This is a genomic window from Paenibacillus sp. 1-18 (assembly GCF_000520755.1).
In the GTDB taxonomy this organism is placed as follows: domain Bacteria; phylum Bacillota; class Bacilli; order Paenibacillales; family Paenibacillaceae; genus Paenibacillus; species Paenibacillus brasilensis.
The window spans coordinates 1-24,468 of sequence record NZ_ASSB01000050.1 but is presented as its reverse complement, the minus strand read 5'-3'; the positions used below and the strand labels follow the sequence as shown (position 1 = coordinate 24,468).

The 24,468-nt window shown below is 48.6% G+C and carries 24 protein-coding genes; all 24 read left to right on the top strand.

The window, feature by feature from the left end; all coding sequences use genetic code 11:
• Positions 1-25: 25 nt before the first annotated feature.
• Positions 26-517: a single-stranded DNA-binding protein gene (ssb, locus tag L693_RS0103085; protein WP_010346813.1), complete on the top strand. Its 492-nt coding sequence runs from the start codon at positions 26-28 to the stop codon at positions 515-517.
• A gap of 21 nt (positions 518-538) precedes the next feature.
• Positions 539-811 (top strand): 30S ribosomal protein S18, encoded by a 273-nt coding sequence (gene rpsR, locus L693_RS0103080; protein WP_007433228.1) that lies wholly within the window; start codon positions 539-541, stop codon positions 809-811.
• A 537-nt stretch (positions 812-1,348) separates the two neighbouring features.
• Positions 1,349-3,091 carry an ABC transporter substrate-binding protein gene (locus L693_RS0103075; RefSeq protein WP_025716009.1) on the top strand — a complete coding sequence of 581 codons (1,743 nt, stop codon included), beginning with the start codon at positions 1,349-1,351 and terminating at the stop codon, positions 3,089-3,091.
• Positions 3,092-3,159: 68 nt separating this feature from the next.
• Positions 3,160-4,122, top strand: a complete 963-nt coding sequence (locus tag L693_RS0103070) for an ABC transporter permease (protein ID WP_007433226.1) — start codon at positions 3,160-3,162, stop codon at positions 4,120-4,122.
• 11 nt (positions 4,123-4,133) lie between these two features.
• Entirely contained in the window at positions 4,134-5,057 is a 924-nt protein-coding gene (gene opp4C / locus L693_RS0103065; protein ID WP_025716008.1) for an oligopeptide ABC transporter permease, read from the top strand.
• A 13-nt stretch (positions 5,058-5,070) separates the two neighbouring features.
• Positions 5,071-6,054 (top strand): ABC transporter ATP-binding protein, encoded by a 984-nt coding sequence (locus L693_RS0103060; RefSeq protein ID WP_025716007.1) that lies wholly within the window; start codon positions 5,071-5,073, stop codon positions 6,052-6,054.
• Positions 6,051-7,016, top strand: a complete 966-nt coding sequence (locus L693_RS0103055; protein WP_025716006.1) for an ABC transporter ATP-binding protein — start codon at positions 6,051-6,053, stop codon at positions 7,014-7,016. The genes L693_RS0103060 and L693_RS0103055 overlap by 4 nt, the downstream gene beginning before the upstream one ends.
• A gap of 158 nt (positions 7,017-7,174) precedes the next feature.
• Positions 7,175-8,065: a D-alanyl-D-alanine carboxypeptidase family protein gene (locus tag L693_RS0103050; protein WP_025716005.1), complete on the top strand. Its 891-nt coding sequence runs from the start codon at positions 7,175-7,177 to the stop codon at positions 8,063-8,065.
• A gap of 251 nt (positions 8,066-8,316) precedes the next feature.
• Positions 8,317-9,375, top strand: coding sequence for an LCP family protein (locus L693_RS0103045; RefSeq protein ID WP_025716004.1), 1,059 nt, complete (start codon positions 8,317-8,319; stop codon positions 9,373-9,375).
• A gap of 44 nt (positions 9,376-9,419) precedes the next feature.
• A complete protein-coding gene (locus L693_RS0103040) occupies positions 9,420-9,848 on the top strand; it encodes a CBS domain-containing protein (RefSeq protein ID WP_025716003.1) in 429 nt (142 codons plus the stop codon).
• 120 nt (positions 9,849-9,968) lie between these two features.
• Entirely contained in the window at positions 9,969-10,271 is a 303-nt protein-coding gene (locus tag L693_RS0103035; RefSeq protein WP_025716002.1) for a MazG-like family protein, read from the top strand.
• A gap of 5 nt (positions 10,272-10,276) precedes the next feature.
• A complete protein-coding gene (locus L693_RS0103030; protein WP_025716001.1) occupies positions 10,277-11,194 on the top strand; it encodes a DUF2232 domain-containing protein in 918 nt (305 codons plus the stop codon).
• Between the two features lie 11 nt (positions 11,195-11,205).
• Positions 11,206-13,194 carry a DHH family phosphoesterase gene (locus L693_RS0103025; protein WP_025716000.1) on the top strand — a complete coding sequence of 663 codons (1,989 nt, stop codon included), beginning with the start codon at positions 11,206-11,208 and terminating at the stop codon, positions 13,192-13,194.
• The gene (gene rplI / locus L693_RS0103020) at positions 13,191-13,634 is read left to right on the top strand and encodes a 50S ribosomal protein L9 (RefSeq protein WP_025715999.1); all 444 of its coding nucleotides are present in this window, start codon (positions 13,191-13,193) and stop codon (positions 13,632-13,634) included. The genes L693_RS0103025 and rplI overlap by 4 nt, the downstream gene beginning before the upstream one ends.
• A gap of 2 nt (positions 13,635-13,636) precedes the next feature.
• Positions 13,637-14,995, top strand: a complete 1,359-nt coding sequence (gene dnaB, locus L693_RS0103015; RefSeq protein ID WP_007433205.1) for a replicative DNA helicase — start codon at positions 13,637-13,639, stop codon at positions 14,993-14,995.
• A 377-nt stretch (positions 14,996-15,372) separates the two neighbouring features.
• Positions 15,373-16,659, top strand: a complete 1,287-nt coding sequence (locus L693_RS0103010; RefSeq protein ID WP_025715998.1) for an adenylosuccinate synthase — start codon at positions 15,373-15,375, stop codon at positions 16,657-16,659.
• 201 nt (positions 16,660-16,860) lie between these two features.
• A complete protein-coding gene (locus tag L693_RS0103005; protein ID WP_025715997.1) occupies positions 16,861-17,685 on the top strand; it encodes an ABC transporter permease in 825 nt (274 codons plus the stop codon).
• 27 nt (positions 17,686-17,712) lie between these two features.
• The gene (locus L693_RS0103000; RefSeq protein WP_049825039.1) at positions 17,713-18,756 is read left to right on the top strand and encodes an ABC transporter ATP-binding protein; all 1,044 of its coding nucleotides are present in this window, start codon (positions 17,713-17,715) and stop codon (positions 18,754-18,756) included.
• A 104-nt stretch (positions 18,757-18,860) separates the two neighbouring features.
• A complete protein-coding gene (locus tag L693_RS0102995) occupies positions 18,861-20,030 on the top strand; it encodes an extracellular solute-binding protein (protein ID WP_025715995.1) in 1,170 nt (389 codons plus the stop codon).
• A gap of 2 nt (positions 20,031-20,032) precedes the next feature.
• Positions 20,033-20,875 (top strand): ABC transporter permease, encoded by an 843-nt coding sequence (locus tag L693_RS0102990; RefSeq protein ID WP_025715994.1) that lies wholly within the window; start codon positions 20,033-20,035, stop codon positions 20,873-20,875.
• A gap of 31 nt (positions 20,876-20,906) precedes the next feature.
• Positions 20,907-22,391 carry a hypothetical protein gene (locus L693_RS0102985; protein WP_025715993.1) on the top strand — a complete coding sequence of 495 codons (1,485 nt, stop codon included), beginning with the start codon at positions 20,907-20,909 and terminating at the stop codon, positions 22,389-22,391.
• Positions 22,388-22,855, top strand: coding sequence for a hypothetical protein (locus tag L693_RS0102980; RefSeq protein ID WP_025715992.1), 468 nt, complete (start codon positions 22,388-22,390; stop codon positions 22,853-22,855). Before L693_RS0102985 ends, L693_RS0102980 begins: the two co-directional genes overlap by 4 nt.
• Positions 22,848-23,870 carry a CehA/McbA family metallohydrolase gene (locus L693_RS0102975; RefSeq protein WP_025715991.1) on the top strand — a complete coding sequence of 341 codons (1,023 nt, stop codon included), beginning with the start codon at positions 22,848-22,850 and terminating at the stop codon, positions 23,868-23,870. Before L693_RS0102980 ends, L693_RS0102975 begins: the two co-directional genes overlap by 8 nt.
• A 22-nt stretch (positions 23,871-23,892) precedes the next feature.
• A partial coding sequence (locus L693_RS0102970) for a GntR family transcriptional regulator (protein ID WP_025715990.1) occupies positions 23,893-24,468 on the top strand: 576 nt, incomplete at its 3' end.

The following is a 24,468-nucleotide window of genomic DNA, read 5'->3' as shown; positions in this document are numbered from 1 at the left end:
ACAACGCTCAAAGGAGGGGATTGGATTGTTGAACCGTGTCATTCTGATCGGTCGGTTGACCAAAGATCCGGAGCTGCGCTATACACCGTCCGGTGTAGCAGTAACCCAGTTCACCCTGGCTGTAGACCGTCCGTTTACAAGTCAAGGCGGCGAACGGGAAGCGGATTTCTTGCCGATCGTAACCTGGCGTCAGCTTGCTGAAACGTGCGCTAACTATCTTCGTAAAGGTCGTCTGACGGCTGTTGAAGGCCGTGTTCAAGTACGTAATTATGAGAACAATGAAGGAAAACGTGTATACGTGACTGAAATTGTAGCTGATAATGTACGTTTCTTGGAATCTAACCGCGATAGCGGCAACGGTGGCGGCAATAGCGGTGGAGGTATGCGTGAGGAGTCTCCTTTCGGGGGCGGTAACAGCAATAGTGGACGCGGGAATAATAACTCGCGAAACAATCAGGATCCTTTTTCCGATGACGGAAAACCGATCGATATTTCGGATGATGATTTACCATTTTAATTGGGAAAGGACTGACAAAGAATGGGCTTCAGACAAAGAGAAGGCGGAGACGATAACAAAAGACCAGCTCGTCGTGGTGGTCGCAACAAACGTCGTAAAGTATGTTTCTTCACTGTGAACAAAATTACTCACATTGACTATAAAGATACAGACCTGCTTAAAAAATTCATCAGCGAACGTGGAAAAATTCTTCCTCGTCGTGTGACTGGAACAAGCGCGAAATATCAACGTATGTTGACAATCGCGATCAAACGTTCCCGTCAAATCGCATTGCTTCCTTACACTACTGAATAGTAGTGAATGGAATAAAAAAGAGATGTTCCCGATTCCGGGAATGTCTCTTTTTTTATGACTTTTTATATTGACAACAAGTGCCATCTATTGTAACTTACTAATAATACAATCCATGTTTAACCATAGAACGTAAGATTATCTTTTATTCACTTGTAAAATTACAACTCTCCCAACTCGCCAGAGCAAACATTCCGGCACTCCGTAATGTTATTTTAGGTTACATTGAATTATGTATTTTTTCATTTCCTACAAGTTAAATTCATAAACTTTACATAAATAGATATTTAAACTTTTTATATTACATAAAAAAAGATATTGACGTGATATTATTTTACACGTAAGATAAACCTTATATAAAAATGTAATGTTTGCCAGTGAGCAAAAAATTGACCAAAGGTCTATAACGCGTTTTTACGCTATCGTAGGTGACAGTAAGAAGGGTGTGACGACTTCATTTTCAAACCTTAAGCTTTAACGAATCACCGCAGGAATGAGGCAAACTGTTAAATAAAGAACCGACTAAGGGGGATTAACAGGATGGTAAAGACGAAGAAATGGGTCTCTTTGCTTATGGTGCTTACGATTGTTGGTGTTCTGTTTGCAGGATGCAGCGGGGGTGCTAATGAGGCACAGCCACAGCAGGGCAATGCAGACAAAAAAACAGAGGGTAATGAAGCCGGTACACAAGTGACGGAGGGTGTCATTAAAGCAACTGATCTGACACAAAATCGGCCGGGAGCAACCAATCGGAAAGATAATATTGTGGTAGGCATGACATCACCTAAAGGGGTATTTAACCCGCTTTTCTGGCAAACGACTTACGATTTATATGTAGTCAGAACAGTGTTTGATTCCTTTTTACAGGTGAAAGCAGATGGTACATATGAAAATAGCTTGGCTGACAAAGTTGATGTATCACAGGATGGTCTAAAATATACATTCCATCTGAAACCGGGTGTGAAGTATAGCGACGGCACGCCGGTAACGGTGAAGGATTACGCCTTTGTTCTCAAGGTGCTGCATGATCCGAATTACGACGGTGAAACTGACGTTCTGTCGTTCAAAATTAAAGGCGGTAAAGAATATCACGATGGTAAAGCAAATGATATCTCCGGTATCAAAATCATTGATGATAACACGGTAGAAGTAACGGTTACAGAAGCAACAGCCTATACAAAGGATTTTTTGGGCGCCGAGATTTATTTCATGCCAGAAGCTTATTACGGAAAAGGCTACAAAAAGGGTAATCTGGATAGCATCAAGGCGCTTAATAATAAGCCACTCGGCTCCGGGCAGTATGTGTTGAAGAGCTTTTCTCCGGGGCAACAGGTCGTATTCGAAGCGAATCCAAACTACTTCAAAGGCGCACCGAAGGTGAAATCGGTTATTTTCAAAACAACGACGGAAGAAACGAATCTGTCTATGCTGCAAACGGGTGAAACAGATATGGATAACGTTACGGTTACCGAAGATAACGTAGAGGAATTGAAGTCCCTCGGCTTCCTGGATGTGCATATTATGCCGACGAACGGCTATGGATATATTGCGTTTAACCACAAAGAAAAGAAATTTCAGGACCCTAAAGTACGCCAAGCTCTGACCATCGGTTTGAACCGTAAGGAGATTGTACAAGGGGTGTACGGTCCATATGCGAATGTGATTAACATTCCACAGTCTACAGAATCCTGGTCTTACACGGATGAAGGCATTAATAAGTATGAATTCGATATGGCTAAGGCGAAGGCTTTGCTGGATGAGGCAGGCTGGAAGGTTGGCGCGGACGGTATCCGTGAGAAGGACGGAGAGAAGCTGGCTATTAACTTCTCTGCGACCGCTGATAACCCCGTTGTAGAAGCGTTGCTGCCGATTATGACGAACAATTATAAGGAACTGGGTATTAAGCTGTCGTCCGAAACGCTGGATTTTAACGCAATTATGGATAAAAAGGATACAGGCAAGTATGATATGTTCTTTGCAGCTTGGGGATTGACACCTGATCCGGATTCAACGACTTTTATTACGAATGGTGCACAAAATGATATCGGCTACTCGAATAAAAAGGTTGATGAGTTGACACTAGCTGGTAAGCATGAATTGAATCAAGAGAAGCGCAAGGAGATCTACAAACAGCTTTATCAAGAACTGAACAAGGATTTGCCAGTTATCTTTATGTACCAACGCAGAGATATGTGGCCGATTAATGGACGTTTATCCGGCTTTGATATCTCACCATACAAGGATTTTGAATTCACTTTGCATAACGCTCAAATCGCTCAATAAGGGTTGCCAATCGTATGCTCAGCTCTCACGGGCTGGGCATATCACTTTATTCGTCTGGAGGAATGATTATGAAGCAGTACATTATTCGCAGACTGCTGCAGCTCATCCCCACACTTATTGGCATATCCATTATCGTATTTGCGATTTCAGCCATGGTGCCGGGTGATTATATTACAGCCAAGCAGAACCCGAATATGACCGCCGAGAAGGCGCAGCAGCTACGACATATCTACGGGCTGGATAAGCCGGAGTACCAACGCTATTTTATATGGGCTGGCAATATGCTGAAGGGAAATATGGGAGATTCATTACAGCATAAGCAGCCGGTAACGAAGGTTATCGGCAATTATGTATGGAACTCGTTTATTATCGCTTTTTTCAGTCTTATTTTTAGCTGGCTGATTGCGGTTATTGCCGGGGTATTTTCAGCCAAGTTTCAATATTCGTTGTTCGATAAGTTTGTCACGTTGTTCATTTTTTTATGTATGTCACTGCCTTCATTCTTTATAGGTCTTTTGGTGATTAAAATATTTGCACTCGAATGGGGGATTCTTCCGGTTGGTGGCATGACCACAGCAGGAATGGAGCCAGGTTCGTGGGCTTATATGGTGGATATTCTCAAGCATATGTTCCTGCCGACACTCGTACTTACGATGTTGAGTACAGGCAGCCTAACCCGGTATTTTCGTACAGGCATGCTGGAGGTTATCCGTCAGGACTACATCCGTACTGCACGCGCCAAAGGCTTGAAGGAACGGACGGTTATTTTCAAGCACGCTTTGCGCAACGCACTCATTCCGGCAATCACACTGCTCGGCTTCGAGCTCCCGGCCTTATTTGGCGGGGCAATGATTCTGGAGAAGGTGTTTGTGTGGCCGGGGGTGGGGCAGGTGTACCTGGAGTCAATCAGCATGCGGGACTATCCGTTTATGCTGGGATTCACCATTTTTCTGGCAGTCCTTACGCTCATTGGCAATCTACTTTCTGACGTATTGTATGGCATGGCAGATCCAAGAATTCGCTTGAAATAGGAGGGATACTATTGTCCGCGAAAACAGTCACGATTGAAACCAATCAAAAGGCGGCGATCCGTCCTGAAGCGTCTCCATGGAGAATCGCCGTGCGCCGTTTTAACCAAAACCGTCTGGCTTTGGCAGGACTCGTTATTTTGATTCTGATGGTGGTCATCTGTATATTTGGGCCGATGGTTTCACCTTATCATTTGGATGATTACAAGCTATCTGACAAAAATTTATCGCCTAATGCTCAGTACTGGCTTGGTACGGATAAGTTTGGTCGGGATATTTTATTGCGTACAATGCTGGCGGGGCGTATTTCCTTGACGGTGGGACTGGTTGCTACGTTTATTTCGGTCGCAATCGGTGCGACGTTAGGGGCGTTGGCAGGATTTTACCGTAAAAGCGTGGATACGATTATTATGCGGGTTGCTGATATTTTTATGGCATTGCCTACGTTGCCGCTGCTCATTATTTTAGGTGCGGTTTTATCCGATTTGAAGGTCGATCCGTCGAAACGGATTTATTTTCTGATGCTCATTATCGGGGCTTTAAGCTGGACGAGCTTGTCCCGTCTGGTCAGAGGGCAAATTCTTACGCTGCGTGAACAGGAGTTTATGCAGGCTACAGAAGCTCTGGGCTTGAGGGATCGCCGTAAAATATTCCGTCATTTGCTGCCGAATACCATTCCTACCATTATTGTTACGGCTACGCTGGGGGTGGCGGGTGCGATTATTACAGAGTCTGCGCTCAGTTACCTGGGAATTGGCGTGGTCCCGCCCACACCTTCGTGGGGAAATATGATCTCGGCTGCGAATAACCTGATCGACTTCCGCAAACGGCCTTGGATATGGGTCCCACCGGGAATGTGTATTCTCATTACAGTTGTAGCTATTAACCTGATTGGCGACGGTTTGCGTGATGCACTGGACCCTAAAATGAAGAAGTAGGAGACGAACGTTTATGGAAAATGCTTTGATTGAATTTCGTAACCTGAAAACCCACTTTCATACCTCTAACGGAACTGTCAAAGCGGTCAATGACGTCAGTTTTAAAATTCGTGAGGGTGAAACGCTTTGTGTGGTAGGGGAATCTGGCTGTGGTAAAAGTGTAACAGCGATGACGATGATGCAACTGATTGATTCTCCCCACACCTCAGATGGTGAAATCTGGTTTGATGGCAAAAACCTCTTAACACTTAATAAAGGTCAAATGCAGCAGATTCGCGGTAATGACATTTCGATCATTTTTCAGGAGCCGATGTCTTCTCTGAATCCGGTGCTTACGATCGGAGAACAGATTACGGAACCGCTGCTTATGCATACATTAATGAGTAAAAAGGAAGCACGTACGCGAGCGATTGAGCTGATTAGCTTGGTAGGCATTTCTCGCTCGGAGGAAATATTCCATTCCTATCCCCATGAATTGAGTGGCGGTATGCGCCAGCGGATCATGATTGCTATCGCGTTAAGTTGTAATCCGAAGCTGCTGATTGCAGACGAGCCGACAACGGCTCTGGATGTGACAATTCAGGCACAAATTCTCGATTTGATGCGGGATTTGAAGGATAAGCTGAAGACATCCATTATGCTGATTACGCACGATTTGGGTGTTGTGGCAGAGATGGCTGATTATGTGGTCGTCATGTATGCCGGCAACGTCATTGAAGAGGCTCCTGTCATTGAGCTGTTCAAAAACCCGCAGCATCCGTATACTCAAGGACTATTAAAGGCGAAGCCTGTCATTAATCAGAAAATGGATCGACTATACTCCATCCCCGGTCAGGTCCCCAATCCGATTGAGTTGGAAGAGAATTGCCATTTCCATGATCGGTGTGCGCATTGTATGCAAATTTGCAAGGATCAGGCCCCTCCCTTGAACGAAAAGGAGAATGGTCATAAGGTTGCCTGCTGGTTATATGAGAAAGAAGGAGGGCAACGAATATGAGCGAGCCTTTAATTCAGGTGGAAGGGCTGAAGAAATATTTCCCGATCACGGGGGGGATTTTTCAGCGTACTGTCGGACATGTGAAAGCGGTCGATGATGTATCATTTAGCATTCACAAGGGAGAGTCCTTCGGTCTGGTAGGGGAATCAGGCTGTGGAAAAAGTACGATTGGGCGGACCATCCTCAGGCTGATGGATAAGACAGATGGGTCGGTGCGATACAAAGGAGAGGACCTGCATACGTTAAGCAAGGAGCGCATCCGGGCGCTTCGACCCAAGCTGCAAATCGTCTTTCAGGACCCTTTTAGCTCGTTGAACCCGCGAATTAAGGTTGGTGAAGCCATCGGAGAGGCATTGCTGGATCACGGGCTGATTGACCGTGGTAAGTTGCGGAATAAGGTTAACGAAACGCTGGACATATGTGGACTGTCCTCGTATCACTATGATCGGTATCCGCATGAGTTCTCAGGCGGTCAACGCCAGCGGATCGGGATTGCACGGGCTTTGATCCTAAATCCTGATTTTATTGTAGCAGACGAACCTGTATCTGCGCTGGATGTGTCCATTCAGGCCCAGATTATTAACTTGTTAAGTGATTTGCAGCAGGAACGCCAATTGACGTATCTGTTCATCTCGCATGATCTGAGTGTAGTTGAGCATCTGTGCAGCCGCATTGGTGTAATGTATTTGGGCTCGATGGTAGAGTTAGCTTCCAAGGAGGAGCTGTTCCGCAATCCGCTCCATCCGTATACGAAGGCGCTGCTATCGGCGGTTCCAATTCCCGATCCGACGATCAAGAGACAGCGAATTGTACTGAAAGGGGACATTCCTTCTCCGGCTAATCCACCGTCTGGCTGCAAGTTCCATACGCGCTGTCCTATGGCGGAAGCACGCTGTGAAAGAGAAGCTCCGGTATATCGGGATGCGGGTAGCCAGCATTTTGTAGCCTGTCATTTTGCCTAACATGTTATTATAAAAAGCCTCAATATCCGCTATCCTGCAAACAGGGGTGAGCGGATATTTGGCATAAAATAAAAAAGGTAAAAAAATTGTATCTTTTTTTCGAAAAATTGCAGACAAAATGAATTTTTCATCGTCTAATAAGTATGGGGGTTATTACGATGATGAAAAAACACTGGTTACGTTGGGCTATTATTATCCCGGTCCTTATAATATTGATTTTTATTACACTTGGACCCCGCCTGTTGGTTGGGAAGCCGGATGTGGATGCAGAGGCTGTGGTACTGATGGACATGCATACTGGGGAATTGCTGATGGATGTCAACGGCAATACACCTATGCCCTCCGCAAATATGTCCAAGCTCATGACCGAGCTGTTGGTGCTGGAGGATATTCGGACTGGACGGTTAGGCTGGAATGATGAGGTGCGAATTAGCCGTTACGCGAGTACGGTGGGGGGGATAAATCTATCTCTGCGGTATGGTGAAAGAATGACGGTATCCGAACTGTTCCAGAGTATGGTTGTGTATTCAGCCAATGATGCCGCTGTAGCACTGGCAGAGCGCTCGGCAGGCAATGAAGCGGCTTTTGTGAAGCGTATGAACGAGAAAGCCGCCCAAATTGGATTATCCTCCGACAGCCGCTTTAGCAATGCGTCTGGAGCAGGGCAGAGTGAATTGGGACCGAATCATCCCGAGGATATTCGCGGAGAAACCAAAATGACAGCAAGCGACACGGCAAAGCTGGCCTCTTACCTGATTGCGTCACATCCGGAGATTCTAAGAATGTCCAGTCGTACGCAAATGGAGTTAAAGGATAAGGGACTCTACATTAGTAATACAAACTGGATGCTGCCTTCTCTGGCTGGACCGTACTCTTACGCCGGAACGGATGGCCTGAAAGCCGGGTATACGAGTGATGCCGGATATTGCTTCACGGGTACCGCTGAACAGCATGGCAGACGGTTAATTGCTGTGGTACTTGGTGCGCCAAGCAAGGAAGAGCGATTTAAGCAGACACGGAAGCTGTTCGATTATGGTTTTTCACTGTGAAACTGTCGCTGCACTAAGGCAAGAAATCAATCCGAAAGCTACATAGGAGACAGACTATAAATATGAATTTGGGGCTTTGACCGTGAGGGCAAAGCCTTTTTGCTATGAGTTTGAAGGGTTTGCGCTGTGGCACTTTTGACAACAAGGCAGCAGACCTTTTATGCTTTGAGGGGAAGCCTCCGCTTCATAAGGGATCTATTGGGTTTAATGAAGAGATGGGATTTGTGAAGGAAAGAAGGAAGGAACCTGTTATGGAGAGAAGACATAAGAGAAGGACCAGCGGCAAGTCTCAAAAGAAAAAAAGGTTTACCGCCCTATATCTTTCATGTATTGTTTTATTTCTGATCGCAGCGGGAGGGTATCTGTTCCGCAAACAGCTAACACTGGTGGCTTTTGACTGGTTTGTGTCTCCGACGCTGGAAAGAAAATTGGAGAAGTCCTATCAGCCGCGCCAGTCTGGAGAACAGAAGCGACAGGACGCAGTAGCCTACCAGAAAGAGCCGTTTTCAGTGTTGCTGCTCGGCACCGATCAAAGGCCAAACGAAAAGGCGCGCGGTCGCTCGGATACGGTTATTTATGCGGCGGTGCGGCCTGCGGAATCGCGTGTGCTTTTGATTTCCATCCCAAGGGATATGTATGTACAGATTGCTGGACACGATCCGAATCGTGATGGTGAGGATGATTTTGATAAATTGGGGCATGCTTATGCGTTTGGAGGCGAAGGTATGTCCATGGCTACGGTAGAGAAGCTGATGGAACATAAGGCCGATTATTACGCTACGATTAATTTTCAGGGTATTCAGGATGCAGTGGATGCCGTGGGCGGGGTTGTGCTTCCAATCGACAAGCCGATTGAAAACAAAGATCCGCTGCATATCAAGTTTCGCATTGAGGCGGGCAAGCCGCTTTATAATGGTGAAGAAGCCATGTATTATGTTAGATATCGGGAAGATAGCGACTTCAACCGTACAAAACGGCAGCAAATTTTCCTGAACGCTATGGCGGATAAGCTGCTGAATATCAACGGAATTTCCAAAATTCCAGAGCTGCTCGATATTATGGGAGCCAATTTCAAGACCGATATGGAGCCTGCTTTTATTACAGGGCTTGGCAAGCAGGCTATTACGCAGGGTGAACCACAAATCTCAAGTTTTACGATTACGGGGGAAGGGTTCAAGAAGAGGGGCGTGTATTACGATCGGGCCAATGAACAAGAACTGGAATATGCCAGACTTATGATTGCGAATTGGCTGGATTCCGGTACAACCCCGCAGACGCTGAAGCTTCCCGACAAGCAGGACATTCAGTGAGTAATCAATTGATTTACATTTGATTTTGAGGGGGATTCGTTCTCATGAATATCGCTTTTTTCTTGCTTCCCAAACAGGAAGTCGCTTGTGTAACGGCGGATGCTACGTTGCGGCAAACGTTGGAGCGGATGGAGTATCACCGTTTCACAGCGGTTCCCATTTTGGATAAGGAAGGTAGATATACGGGTACAGTTACAGAAGGTGATCTGTTATGGCATATGAAAGAGTCTGAGGGGAAAATCACCTTTGAAAACGCTTCTAAGTTTATGCTCAAGGACGTTCCGCTGCGGGTTTCGATGAAGCCGGTGTCCATTGATGCAAATATGGAGGATTTAATTAATTTGGCTAAAGTACAGAACTTTGTACCCGTTGTGGATGATATGGACCGGTTTATCGGTATCGTGCGCCGCAGCCAGATTATAGAGTATTGTGAAAAGTTTGTGTCCAGAGAATCGTTTAATACTTCTTCCTAAAATAAGCTCATAGCTGCTTTGAAAATAACGATTTACCCCATGGGGTAACAGTTATTTTCAGAATAGGATATGCTATAATGGAGAATAAAGCTTTTTCAGAGGGGTGTGACTCTTCATCATATGCCTAAAGAAATGGATGTTGTGAAAAGGGCCAAGGTTATTGAATGGCTCAAAACAGAGGTTCTTGACCAAGTTTCCCGTCTGTTTAAAGCGATGTGGGAAGGCAGTACAGCCCGTATTGGCGATTGTCTGGCAAGCTTAATAATGAGTAGTTATATTCTGGGAAGGCGTCTTGGTGTGCCTTACCGTGAATTGGATGATCTACTCATCGACAAGCTAAGAAGACACAGAAAAGAAGGACACCAGCTGGAGGATTGGTATCAGGATATTTCTGCACTGGAAGAACATATGCGTAAGAGGTGAAAACGTTGAAATTCCGCTTGGCAACTGTAGCATGGAGCGTCATTTATTTGCTTCTGCTGCTGACTTTATTGACACCATTGAAGATCATTACCGTATTTTTGCTAATTGTGCCTGGCGCTGTATTGTTTTCATCGCTGCATTTCAAAGGATTTCTGATTCATGTCATACCGGCGCTACTGATTTTAGCGCTACTGGATGTGTATTCATTGCTCCCTGCGATTTATTTCCTGATTCCCTCCATATTGATGGGACGGGTATATAAAAGGGGAGGATCTTCTTTTCATGCTTTGATGACAGGAATGGGCGTTATTTTAGCCGAGTTGTTGGTTGTACTGCTCGTCGCTACGTATTCATTTGGGTTTGATCTTTCGCAGTATCTTCGTGATCAGGCTGAGATAACGGCAAATATTGTACAGCAGATTTTAAGTGCGAATCCGACGTTTTCGGGCACAAATTGGACTGCGGAGGATACACAGCGGCTCGGTACGATGCTTATCGGTAAAGTTCCATATGTGCTGATCGTGACCTCCTTTTTACTGGCTGTAATCACACACGCCTTGGTACGTCCGGCACTGAGTAGTCTTGATGTGCCGGTACGCAAAATGAAGCCGGCTCGGGAGTGGAGGCTGCCGCGCGCGCTTATCTGGTACTATCTGCTGGCAATTGTGATCGGATGGATAGCGGATTCCTCGGATAGCAGCTGGATTCAAATGGTTTCCATCAGTATGCTGCCGCTGATCCACGCTTGCTTTATTATCCAGACCATTGGATTTATTTATTTCTGGACGCATAGCCGTAAAATGAGTCCGGTGATTGCGCTGCTGCTGTCGCTCGTCGTACTGGTGTTCCAGCCGCTCCGCATTATAGGTATTATTGATTTGGCCTTTCCGCTGCGTGAAGCTATTACAAGATCAAAGAAATAGGGTGAACAGTCATGCCTAAATTTCTACAAAAACGCTGGCACGGCTATCAAACTGTCTGGGCGTTTTTGTTGCTGCTGGTGCTTGTCATATGTATTTCCATGTACAATTGGGAACTGGGTGTGATGGGACTGCTGCTGTCATTCTTGCTTGGCGGGCTGATGCTGAAGACGGAGTTGGATTTTCGTCGGGAATTGAATCAATATATCAGCGGTCTTTCCTTCCGGATCAAGCGGGTAGAGGGGGAAGCAATCAGCACACTGCCGTTTGGGATCATTTTATACAGTGAAAATCGAACGGTAGAATGGCACAATCGGTTTGCCGGGGAGATGTTCGAGGAGCAGTCGTTGATAGGCGAGCCTCTGCAAGACCTATTTCCTCAACTAGCGGGAGCTTTAAGTGCCAAAAAGGAAACAAAGGAGCTTACTCGCGAGCTTAAGGTGGAGCTACAGCATGATGAGCGCCACTACCAATTTCTGATCGTACCGGATGAGCGACTGATATACCTGTATGAAGTAACGGAGCTGGCGGTGCTGCGCAAGCAGTATGAAAACGAGCGATTGGCGCTCGGTATCGTCATGCTCGATAATATGGACGAGGCCGCTCAGGGAATGGACGATCAGCAGCGCACTGCGCTTATTGCGAAGGTGACGAGCGAGATTACGTCCTGGGCGAATCATTACAACATTTATTTGCGCCGTTTGTCATCCGAGCGCTATCTCATTATGTTGAATCACAAAGCGCTTCAGGAGCTGGAGCAGAGTCGATTCGTCATTCTGGATACGGTGAGGGAAATGACAGCGGACTTGAAAGTGCCCATGACACTGAGCATCGGTTTGTCCTTTGGTGCCGAGAGTATCAAGGAGCTGGGCGAGCTGGCTCAGTCCAGCCTGGATATGGCGCTCGGACGCGGTGGCGATCAGGCAGCAGTGAAAGCCGGGCAGCGCCTTTCCTTTTACGGAGGCAAGTCTAACGCTGTCGAGAAGCGTACAAGGGTGCGTGCCCGAGTCATTGCCCATGCGCTGCGTGATCTGATGCAGGAGAGTGACCGCGTGCTGATCATGGGACACAAAATACCGGACATGGATGCAGTCGGAGCGGCCATCGGCGTGTGGAAGGCCGCAGCGCTGTACAATGTAGAAGCGCATATCGTGCTGGATAAATCCAATCCGTCCATCGACCGGATGATGGAGCAGGTGAACAAGGATGAGAAGCTGTCGCAGGCACTGATGACGCCAGAGCAGTCGCTTCAGTCCATGACCGAGCATAGCCTGCTGGTCGTGGTAGATACGCACAAGGCCTCGATGACGATTGAGCCACGTCTTGTGCAGACGGCAAGCAGAGTAGTCGTGGTAGATCACCATCGTCGGGGCGAGGAATTTATTAACGATTCGGTTCTGATCTATTTGGAGCCGTATGCGTCATCGGCTTGTGAGCTGGTGACTGAGCTGCTGCAGTATATCCATGAGAAGGTCCAACTGACACCGCTGGAGGCGACATCGCTGCTGGCCGGGATTACGGTGGATACCAAGCATTTTTCCCTGCATACAGGCTCACGTACGTTTGAGGCGGCCGGTTTTTTGCGGCGTAGCGGGGCAGATACAGTCATGATCCAGCGCATGCTAAAAGAGGACCTGGATGAATATATTGCTAAGGCGGAAATTATTAAGCATGCTAAAATGATATATGGGCACATCGCGCTTGCGGTGACAGAGCCCGGACAAAAAATTCCGCAGCTTCTGATTGCTCAGGTGGCGGATTCATTACTCAATATGACGGATGTACTGGCCTCCTTTGTGGTCAGTGAACGTCCTGACGGCCTGGTGGGGATCAGCGCCCGTTCGCTCGGGCGCATGAACGTACAGGTCGTCATGGAACGGCTAGGCGGCGGAGGACATCTGACGAATGCGGCGGTCCAGTTGGATTGCTCGCTGGAGGAAGCCGAACGCAGAGTGGTCGACGTGCTGGCCGAAATTGATGGGGAAGAGGGGTTATTTGAATGAAAGTGATATTCATTAAAGATATGAAGGGCCAAGGCAAGAAAGGGCAGGTTAAGGAAGTGTCCGACGGTTATGCAGCGAATTTTCTGCTGCCGCGGGGTATTGCCCGTCCAGCAACGGAAGGAAATATGAAAACGCTGGAGAATCAGAACGCTGCTGAGGAAAAACGCAAGCAAGAGGAAAAGGAAGAGGCGCAAGTACTCGGCAAAAAGCTGGAAGAGACAACGATTCAGCTCAAAGCGAAGGCTGGAGAAGGTGGACGGCTGTTCGGCGCGATTACAAGCAAGCAAATCGCAGAGGCTGTTTCCAAAACTGGGATCAAGCTGGATAAACGCAAAATCGAGCTGGAAGAACCGATTCGTACGTTGGGCGTGACTCAAATGACCGTCAAACTTCATCCTGAGGTCAAAGCTACGCTGAAGGTTCAGGTGACTGAAGAATAATTATGGGCGGCGAATTTTTTGATCGGATTCCTCCGCAAAATCTGGAGGCTGAACAGGCGGTTATCGGGTCCATTTTGCTCCAGTCCGAAGCACTGATTACCGCGATGGAGCGGGTGCAGACCGAGGATTTTTACGATAAGGCTCATCAGATGATTTACGAAGCAATGATTGAGCTGGGTGAATCCGGGCAGCCGATTGACTTGGTTACGCTGACCTCGAAGATTCAGGACAAAGGTCAGCTGGAGGATATCGGCGGAGTCAGTTATCTGGCCAAGCTGGCTCACGGAGTGCCAACAGCGGCTAACGTGGATTACTATGCCCAGATTATTGAAGAAAAGGCGATGCTTCGTCGTCTGATTCGCACAGCTACGCAAATTGTGAGTGAAGGCTACAGCAACGGTGAGGATGTCGCCGGTATGCTGAGCGATGCCGAGCGCAAGATCATGGAAATATCCAACGGGCGCTCAGGCAGTGGTTTTATCGCCATCCGTGATGTCGTGATGGAAGTGTTCGACCGTGTCGAAATGCTGCATCAGAACAAGGGCAATACAACCGGAATTCCATCCGGATTTGTTGACCTGGACAAGATGACGGCGGGTTTCCAGCGCAATGACTTGATCATTGTGGCGGCCCGTCCATCCGTAGGTAAAACGGCGTTCGCCCTGAATATTGCGCAAAACGTTGCAGTGCGGGCGAAAGAGACGGTAGCCATTTTTAGTCTGGAGATGTCGGCAGCCCAGCTCGTGCAGCGGATGATCTGTGCCGAGGCTAATTTGGACGCGAACGTCATGCGGACAGGTGAATTTAAAGGCGACGAAGATTGGGCCAAGCTGACGATGGGGATTGCAGCCTTGTCTGAGGCAGAGATCTATATCGACGATACGCCTGGTGTCACTGTCGCTGATATCCGTGCCAAGTGCCGCCGTCTCAAGACGGAAAAGGGACTGGGCATGATCGTGATCGACTACTTGCAGCTTATTCACGGACGCGGCAAAGCAGGCGAGAATCGGCAGCAGGAGGTATCCGAAATTTCACGGACATTGAAGCAAATTGCCCGTGAGCTTGAAGTGCCTGTTATTGCCCTTTCCCAGCTGAGCCGGGGTGTGGAGCAGCGTCAAGACAAGCGACCGATGATGAGTGACTTGCGGGAATCAGGTTCCATCGAGCAGGATGCTGACATTGTCGCGTTTCTGTACCGGGATGATTACTATAATCAGGAAACGGAAAAGAAAAATATTATTGAGATTATCATAGCCAAGCAACGTAACGGCCCGGTCGGAACGGTAGAGCTGGTGTTTCTCAAAAACTATAATAAATTCGCCAATTACGAGCGTGCCCATTCGGATGCATTCGCTGGCTAACGTATTCATATCATTAGAAAAAGGCTCTCTCGACGCGTGTCTCACGATGTCGAAAGAGCCTTTTCATAGTCTATTTACATGTTTTCATATAAGGATTGAAACTCCCAATTACGAACAATACTATTTTCATGTGATATATTGTTCGTTTTTTATTTGACTTTGAAAAATGGTACTGGTACACTTATAGTGCTGCTTCAACGCAGTGGGGAGATCAATACGCCCGGGGCATTCCGACCTATGGAATGTCTGCGACGGACGTTTTTTCCTGCTGTCCGAGAACGCTCCGTATCTGGCTGGTGAGGCAATTAGAGCCAGATATGCGTAGCGCGTCAGCTCAAAATCAGAGTGTCTGTGGGCACTCCACGGAGGAATGAAACATGTCAACTGTAGTCGTTGTGGGAACACAATGGGGAGACGAAGGCAAAGGTAAAATCACGGACTATCTGGCGGAAAGCGCTGAAGTAGTGGCCCGTTACCAAGGCGGAAACAATGCTGGTCATACGATTCTCATTGACGGTAAAAAGTACAAGCTGAGCCTGATTCCATCCGGCGTTTTTTATGAAGATAAAAAGTGTGTTATTGGCAACGGCATGGTAGTGAATCCAGCCGCTCTTATTGAAGAAATTACTTACATTCATGATAATGGCTTTTCTACGAAAAATCTGGTCATCAGTGACCGCGCACATGTGATTATGCCTTACCATATGACGCTGGACGTGCTGGAAGAAGACCGCAAAGGTCCTAACAAAATTGGTACGACGCGTAAAGGAATCGGCCCTGCCTATATGGATAAAGCTGCACGTAACGGTATCCGTATTGCTGATTTGCTGGATGCGGAGGAATTCGAAACGAAGCTGCGTCTTCTCACGAAGGAAAAGAATCAAGTGATCCAACAGGTATACGGCGGTGAGCCGCTGGATGTAGAAGTAATACTGAAGCAATATCTGGAGTATGCGGAATTTATTCGTCCTTATGTAGGCGATACGTCTGTTGTGTTGAATGATGCGATTGATGCAAATCGTAAGGTACTGTTCGAGGGTGCGCAAGGCGTTATGCTCGATATCGACCAAGGCACGTATCCGTACGTAACGTCCTCCAACCCATCGGCTGGCGGCGTATGTATCGGTTCCGGTGTCGGACCGTCCAAAATTCAACAGGTAATCGGTGTAGCTAAATCGTACACAACTCGCGTAGGCGACGGACCGTTTCCAACCGAGCTGAACGATGAGATCGGTGATTATATCCGTGAAACAGGTCATGAGTACGGTACAGTTACAGGTCGTCCTCGCCGTGTAGGCTGGTTTGACAGCGTTGTTGTGCGCCATGCCCGCCGTGTCAGCGGACTTACGGGTCTCTCCCTGAACTCGCTGGATGTATTGACTGGCTTGAAAACAGTCAAAATCTGCACAGGCTACAAATACCGTGGTGAGATCATTACGCATTATCCGGCAAGCTTGAAAATGCTGGCGGAGTGTGAAGCGGTATACGAAGAAATGCCGGGCTGGAGCGAAGACATTACTGGTGTGAAAACACTGGAGCAACTGCCTGAGAATACCCGCAATTACGTACAACGCGTATCTGAGCTGACAGGCATCCCAATCGCCATCTTCTCTGTGGGTCGTAACCGTGATCAAACGAACCAGGTGCTTCCAATTTATTTGTAAGACTTATTGATAGAGCTATTCATATACGTTCAAGGAGAGAGGGCTGTTAACAGCTCTCTCTTTTTTTATTGTTGAAGTGTTAAACGGATTCCTTCTCTTTACATAAACTTATCCTCCTTGTCGATTTGTGATAATATACCCTCTCTATAATCCAAATTGAAAAGAGATTCGGACGTCTAGACGTCTTGAGAGGGATGAATTATGAACTGGTATCTTCGCTCACTCGGCACACGCAAAATTGTGGAATTCATCGTGCTTGTCATTTTCGTCATTTTTTTCCTAGGGCCTCTGACCAATTTGCTCCTGTTGGCGGTCTCGGGAAAATGGCAGTATCCTGCACCGCTCCCGCAGAGCCTGTCACTGGAATGGTGGAAGTTTGTGCTTACCCAGGATGACGTTCTCAGCTCGATATCCCTATCCTTCCTGATTGCTATTACCGTTACGGTCTGCTCGATTATTGTATGTGTTCCTGCTGCTTATGCCTTTGCACGGATTTCCTTTCCGCTCAGTAAGTGGTTCCTATTCTCATTCCTGCTCACGCACGCTTTTCCGAAAATGGGCTTGTATGTGTCCATCGCTGTGCTGTTCTACCAATTCGGGTTGATGAACACCTTTGTAGGCATTGTATTAATCCACATGGTGAACACGCTCATGTATATGACCTGGATTCCTTCCTCTGCGTTCCGCAGCGTACATCGCGCACAAGAGGAGTCAGCCAGGGATGCCGGAGCCGGACCATTTCGGGTGTTCTGGAAAATCACCTTTCCTATGGCACTGCCCGGCATTGTGGTCGCCTCCATCTTTACCTTTCTTGCTTCACTGGATGAGGCTCAGGGGACACTGTTGGTCGGAACACCAGATTATAAAACGATGCCAGTCATTATGTATTCCATTATTGCCGATTATCCGAGCACAACAGGTGCTGTTTTCTCGGTCATTCTTACTCTGCCAACGATTATTCTGCTATTGGCTGCCAAGCGGTTTGTAAGTGCGGATGTACTGGCAGGCGGATTTCAGGTGAAATAACGTAATTGGTCAAAAGGAGCCTAGCTAATGTCCATTCAACTATCCATTCAACTATCCATTCAAGAGTTAACCAAACGCTTTAAGACAGGAGACGGAGTCAAAGGCATCTCACTTGACGTGATGAAGGGAGAACTGGTAACGCTGCTTGGTCCGTCCGGCTGTGGCAAAACAACCGTGCTTCGCTCAATTGGCGGCTTTCTTGACCCGGACGGCGGTGACATCCGGATTCAGGGTAAAAGCGTACTGAAGCTGCCTCCCGAAAAGCGCCCGACAGCCATGGTGTTCCAAAGCTTTAATCTGTGGCCGCATATGACGGTATATGACAATCTGGCCTTCGGACTGAAGATTCGCAAGGTGAGAAAGGCAGAGATCGACCGCCAGGTCAAGGAAGCGCTGGCGCTGGTGCGGCTGGAGACGGCGGAACGCAAGACGCCCGGCCAGCTCTCAGGCGGCCAACAGCAGCGGGTAGCGCTTGCCCGTGCTCTGCTGCTGAAGCCGGATGTATTGCTGCTGGACGAGCCTTTCTCCGCACTCGATGCCAAGCTGCGGATGGAGATGCGGGAGGAACTGCGCGATATCCAGATGCGAACGGGGATGACGATGGTATTCGTCACCCACGATCAGGAAGAGGCGCTGTCCATTTCCGACCGGATTGTGGTCATGAATGTAGGCCGGATCGAGCAGCTTTCGACGCCGCAGGAGATTTATGACAATCCGCAATCGCTGTTTGTGGCGGGATTTATTGGGCGCATCAATTTATTAAGGGGGGTGAGCAAAGGCCGCAGTGTCTCCGTGAGCGGAATATCTTTTCCGCAAGAGCATGAATACACAGGTGAATCCATGGTAGGTGTAAGACCGGAGGATATTGTTCTGACGAATGAAGACAAGCCTTCTCTGTCCGGAACGATCCGACAGGTGATGATTCTTGGGCATTATGCCGAGGTGTCGCTGGACAGCGGGACGGATCATCTGAAGATGTTTGTGCCGCGTGAACGGGCTGCCGAGCTGCGCAGTGGAGAGCAGATCAGATTCAGCTTCAATAAAATTGTTACTTTTCCAGCAGCACAGTGAATGTACACCATTTAACCTTCTATATCGCTTCAATGTTAATCCATCATGAACGCATCATCTAGCGGTGTTGCGAACTTGTGCAACCATCTAAAGGAGGAAACAACGTGTTTGGGAAAAAGAAGATGAGTCTGATTTTGGCTGGGGTGCTCAGCCTATCGTTATTGGCCGGATGTGGGAACAGTGGCAAGGCTGCAACCACGACAGGAGAGGCCAAGGACACGAAAGCAGGGGCAGCCGCAGGTACGACGGAGATCTCCTTGTACACTGGCGGATCTTTGAACGTCAAAGAATTATGGGAATCCTTAATTAAGGATTTTGAAGCTAAAAATGACCACATCAAGGTTAAGCTGGTGTATTTGCCAGCCGGAACGGGAGGTGCAACGACGCTGGATCGTCTGATCGCAGCCAAAAAGAGCGGACAAACTAATGTGGATATAGATCTGTATGAGGGCAGTCTGGATGACATCACTAGAGGTGTAGGTGAACAACTGTGGGACACGATGGACGCCAAAAAGGTTCCGAACCTGGCCAATGTGGACGAAACTTATCTGAAGCAAGTAAATAATCAGGCTATTCCATACCGGGCATCCTCGGTAGTTCTTGCCTATAATAGCGCGAAGGTGGCTACGCCTCCCAAAACAGCAGACGAGCTGTATACGTGGATTCGTCAGCATCCCGGCAAATTTGCTTATAACGACCCGTCCACGGGTGGGTCAGGCAGCTCGTTTGTAAATACCGTCATCTATAACTTCCTCCCGCCAGAGGCCATGAACAGCAATGATCCGGCTAATATGAAAAAATGGGATCAAGGCTTCTCGCTGCTCAACGAATTGGGGCCTTCCATGTATCAAAAGGGTGTTTATCCGAAAAAGAATCAAGGCACGCTTGATATTCTCGCGAGCGGAGAGGTGGATATGATTCCGGCCTGGTCCGATATGGCGCTGGAGCAATTGGCAAAAGGGCTGCTGCCTGACACAATCAAGCTGACGCAGATCGACCCTGCTTTTACAGGCGGGCCGTCTTATCTGATGGTTCCTTCCCTTTCCTCCAAGAAGGAAGCGACGCAAGAATTCCTGAACTATGTGCTGACACCGGACGCGCAGAAGGTTGTTATCAATAAAATGTATGGCTATCCGGGGATCAAGTGGAGTCTGATGCCAAAAGAACTGCAAGAGAAATTCAACAGTGTTTCTTCAGGCTACCGCAGCTTCAACAGCGGCGAGCTTCAGCAGGAAATCTACAAACGCTGGCAAAGTGAAGTCGCAGGCGGCTGATCATGAGTTCATCTTCTAAAAGAGGGATGTTAGGGCTTGCCCTGGTCATCCCATCTTTTCTCATTTTGCTGGTCGTCGTTATTGTTCCCATTCTCTATGCGGTAAAAGAAAGCCTGATTGACCAGCATGGAACCGGCTACGGTCTGGCGAACTATATTCGGCTGTTCACGGAGCCGGCCATGCGCAGAAATATCATATATACGATCAATGTCACGCTAGTCTCGACGGCCCTTACGCTGGTCATCAGCTATGCTTTGGCTATTTATCTGAGATTTGGAAGAGGGGCCGTCGTGAAATGGATAGGCCGATTGTATTTTATTCCGATGTTTGTTCCTGGTGTAATTGCAACCTATGCGATCATTACGATGTATGGCAATCACGGCTGGGCTGCACGTCTTTTGCTGCCGCTCGGCATTGAAACCATACCGAGGATTATTTATGACTACAAAGGGCTGGTGCTGGCTAATTTGTGGTTCAACATCCCGTTCGCAACCATGCTGCTCAGCTCGGCGCTTGCCAGTATTCCGAACGCTGTGGTCGAAAGTGCCAGAGATGCAGGAGCCAGCACGCTACAGCTGTTTAGTTGCTTTATTTTACCTCTTTCCTGCAAAACGATGTGGGTGGCGGTGACTTTCATCTTTATGGGAATCATGGGCAGCTTCACAGCTCCGTTCCTGATCGGTGCCAACTCACCGCAGGTATTGGGTGTCGCCATGCAGCAGGTATTTTCCAGCTATCAGGAAACGCATACGGCAAGCGCTATGGCGGTGTTTATGTTTTTACTGTGTTCTTTCATGGGCTACTTTTATATTCGAACCATGGTGAAGGATGCGGATGCGGGCTAGATGGCCGCTATACACTAAGGAGGTTACAGGGATGAACAGCCAAGCAGAAGTGCAGATTACCGGGTTTCGCGGGGAATTGCAGGAAAAAGACCTGCTGGATTGCGGATATCGGATTGCCTTACACAAAGCCGAGGTCGAGCTCAGCATGGGGAACGGGTTCCGATTCACGTTTTCCATGCCGGAAGAAGGATTCGCAGAGCTGGATTTGCTGGCCCGCTCGGATAGCGACTGGGCTGCGGCAGATCGGGAATCCGCCTTCGTGCGCCTCTACCTGAATGATGTCTATAATCAGGACGTTATTTTGTATTATGGCAGCAGCCTGGGTGTGTACACTCGTCTGTTGGGGTATCTGAAGGAAGGCGATTATGAGGTGTATGCGGAATTCCGGGAATTGGAGTCTGCTCCGCTGGTGTCCAGAGCATGGATCGACGGGGTCGAGCTGCGCTGTGTGGCTGATTCTTCGGCCAGATCGCTTGTCTATCGCCACACCCCGCTTTTGTATGGCCGCAATCTGTCCCATCCCTATGAAAATCGTTTCACGGATACGCCGCTGGTTCTGTTTTATTCGTTAGCAGAGGAGGAAGAACGGACGATCATCGAATATCAGATGATGTTCAGCCATGAGGATGAAGGAACGCCAGCACCGCTGTTAATGAGCAAGTGGGGAAGAACAACAGATATTGAATGGATGTATCGCGTTGAGCTGGATGGAGAAGGCAATGTGCTGAGTGCTGTTTTCCAAGGCCCGCATCACATCACTACTGCTTTTCAGGGAAGCTATGGTCTGGGCGGGCATCCTGTGCTCCAATCGGCTACAACCAATGGAAACTTTACGGATCATATTACGTCAGATTACCGTTTTATGCTGACACCTGCCTTTCAGTGGAAGCCAGAGGAAGAGCCGCGTGAGGCGGTCATGAGCCGTTTTCCTTTTGCCTATCAGGTTACGCAATGGGAAATGGAGCGCCAGCAGGAGCTGGAAATGCCAGCGCTTGCGTCATCTATTGCCCTTGCTCATCAGCGCAGCTATGTATTTATCCAGACGTCAAAATTCCCTTTGCCTGGTTCCGACGGTGAACGCTCCTCAGCATCCAGACCAGGCTTTAATCGACGTGAAGAGGACGCGTGTGTCGATATCCAGCTTCGCCTTCATGGCTCCGAGCAGTGGTATTCATCATGCCATCATGATTTGAGACTCGGGGATTTTAGAGCCGCTTATGAGGGGGCAGAGTCGCACTTCTCCACAACGATCAAGCTATCGGGAGAGCCTGCGCTGGATGATATAGCGGAAATCAGGGCAGTGCTGCTGGAAGGTGGTGCCGATCGTATGAAGGTGGCGGGACTGTATGCTTTTATGTTGAACGAAAATTATTTGCCGCAGCAACCAGGGATTCGTACAGATCGGGCGCTTGAGCTAACGCGAGATACCCCAACAGGTATTCTATGGGCAGCGGACGAGGCTGGGTCAGTAACTTATGCTGCGGATTACTCGACAAGCAAGGATGAGCAGGTATGAGCAAGCTGCTGTATGTGGAAGGAACGGTCGATCGTTCCTGTACCCAGAGCCATATTACGTACTCTTTTCATATTTCACAGCCGACAGAAATCATTCGCATTCAATTTTCGTACACCCCGAAGCTGTTGGAGGATCAGGAGCAGGCTCGAAGCATGATTGAAGAGAGCATGAGGCGCTACGGATACGACGAACCGGGTCATGCTGAGGAGGCGTGGAAGAAGTATACGCCACTGCAAAATTTATTAACGCTGTCTGTCGATGATCCTGTTCGCCATCGGGGCAATGCGCACCGCCCCGAGATGCAGCAGGAGCATCGGCTGGGTTCTTCCGCGGCTTCGCCGGGATTTGTCGCAGCCGGCAACCCCACAGGCATGTGGAGGATAACCGTCAGTCTGCATGCCGTTGTAACAGAGGCTCTGGCATACAGCATTCAGGTATGGGGGGAGGATGCCGCACATGGTTAAATGGATTCCGGCAGAGCTCCATACCCATACGCTTCATAGTGACGGCAAGCAAACACTGGAGGAACTGGTCCAAAGTGCAGCCAATCTTGGGCTTGAGTGCATCGCCGTGACAGATCATAATACCCAGTCGGCACTTATAGATCAGGAGCGGGTTCAACAGCAGTTCGGTGTCCCGATCATTTCAGGGATGGAGTGGACCACCTTTTACGGACATATGCTGACGCTTGGGGTAGACCGTTTTATTGACTGGCGTATTCTAGGACCTGATGATATTCACGAGGGGATTCGTAAGGTGCATGAGCAGGGAGGAATTGCAGGGATCGCCCATCCGTTCCGAATTGGAAGTCCGATCTGTACGGGATGCTTCTGGGAATACACCATTCAGGACTGGCATGAGGTCGACTATATCGAGGTATGGTCAACACTCATGCCGTCGATTAAGCGCGATAGCCAACGGGCATTCGCGATGTGGACGGATTTGCTGAATCAGGGATATCGCATCACGGCGGTAAGTGGTCGGGACTGGCACATTGCCAAACCGGATGATGCCCTTCCGGCGGTCACTTATCTGGGTGTGCAGGAGGAAGCAGGAGAACAGGAGACTTTGGCGATCCGGGCCGTTGAGGCGATCCGCGAAGGCTCTGTATCGGTTACGATGGGGCCGTTACTGACGATGCAGGCACAGATGAAGGGGAAGGACAACCGCTATAGTATCGGGGAATATATAGAGCCGATGGCGGGAGATTCGCTGTTGATGACGATACAGCTGGATATGGAGACCAGAGCAGCCCATTATCGTCTGGAGCCGCAGAGCCTTCGTCTGCTGCTGACCAGTCGTCAGGGGACATGCTCTGAAATTCATATTCCTGCTCAATCAGGAGAATATACGATAACGCTGCAAGACCCGGCAGAGAAGGGCTGGGTACGAGCCGAGCTGTATGGCTGTATGGAAGACTGCGTGACCATGATCGCTTTTACGAATCCGATTTATATCGCTGGAATCACATCATTATGAGAGAAAGGCTGGGCTTTGGACGGTGTCGACCAAACAAGAGAGCATTAAGCTGCTCATAGAGGAATATATAGAGGTTAACCAGATTGGACCGGGCGACAGGCTGCCTTCGGAAGCTGCGCTTTCTCAATCGTTCCGAGTGTCGCGTACGACGCTACGTGGAGCGATCCGCCAGCTGGAATCGGAAGGAAAGCTGTTGGTGAAGCACGGGAGCGGCACGTTCGCCACCCGTCCGCTTCCCAGTATTCCCAGTTCATTGGATCGGTTGTACAGCATCGGAGATATGATCCGTTCAGCAGGGCTGCGGGAGGATGAGCAGCTGAAATCCATTCAGAGGATTTCGGCGTGTCCTCCGGATATTGCGGACCGAATGGAGCTTTCCGAGCATGAGCCGATGATTGTTCTGGAGCGTACACGAACCGCGGATGGGGAGGCGGTTGCACACTCTATAAACTGGATGCCAGAGAGGTTAGCAAGCCCTATTTTGGAGGACGGGTCTTTTTCAGGGTCCTTATTTCAAAGCTTGGAGCTTCAGGCCGGGGTACGAATTGTAGGGGCGTATTCAGAGCTTACCGTTCCGAGCGCTCATGATGCCCACGCG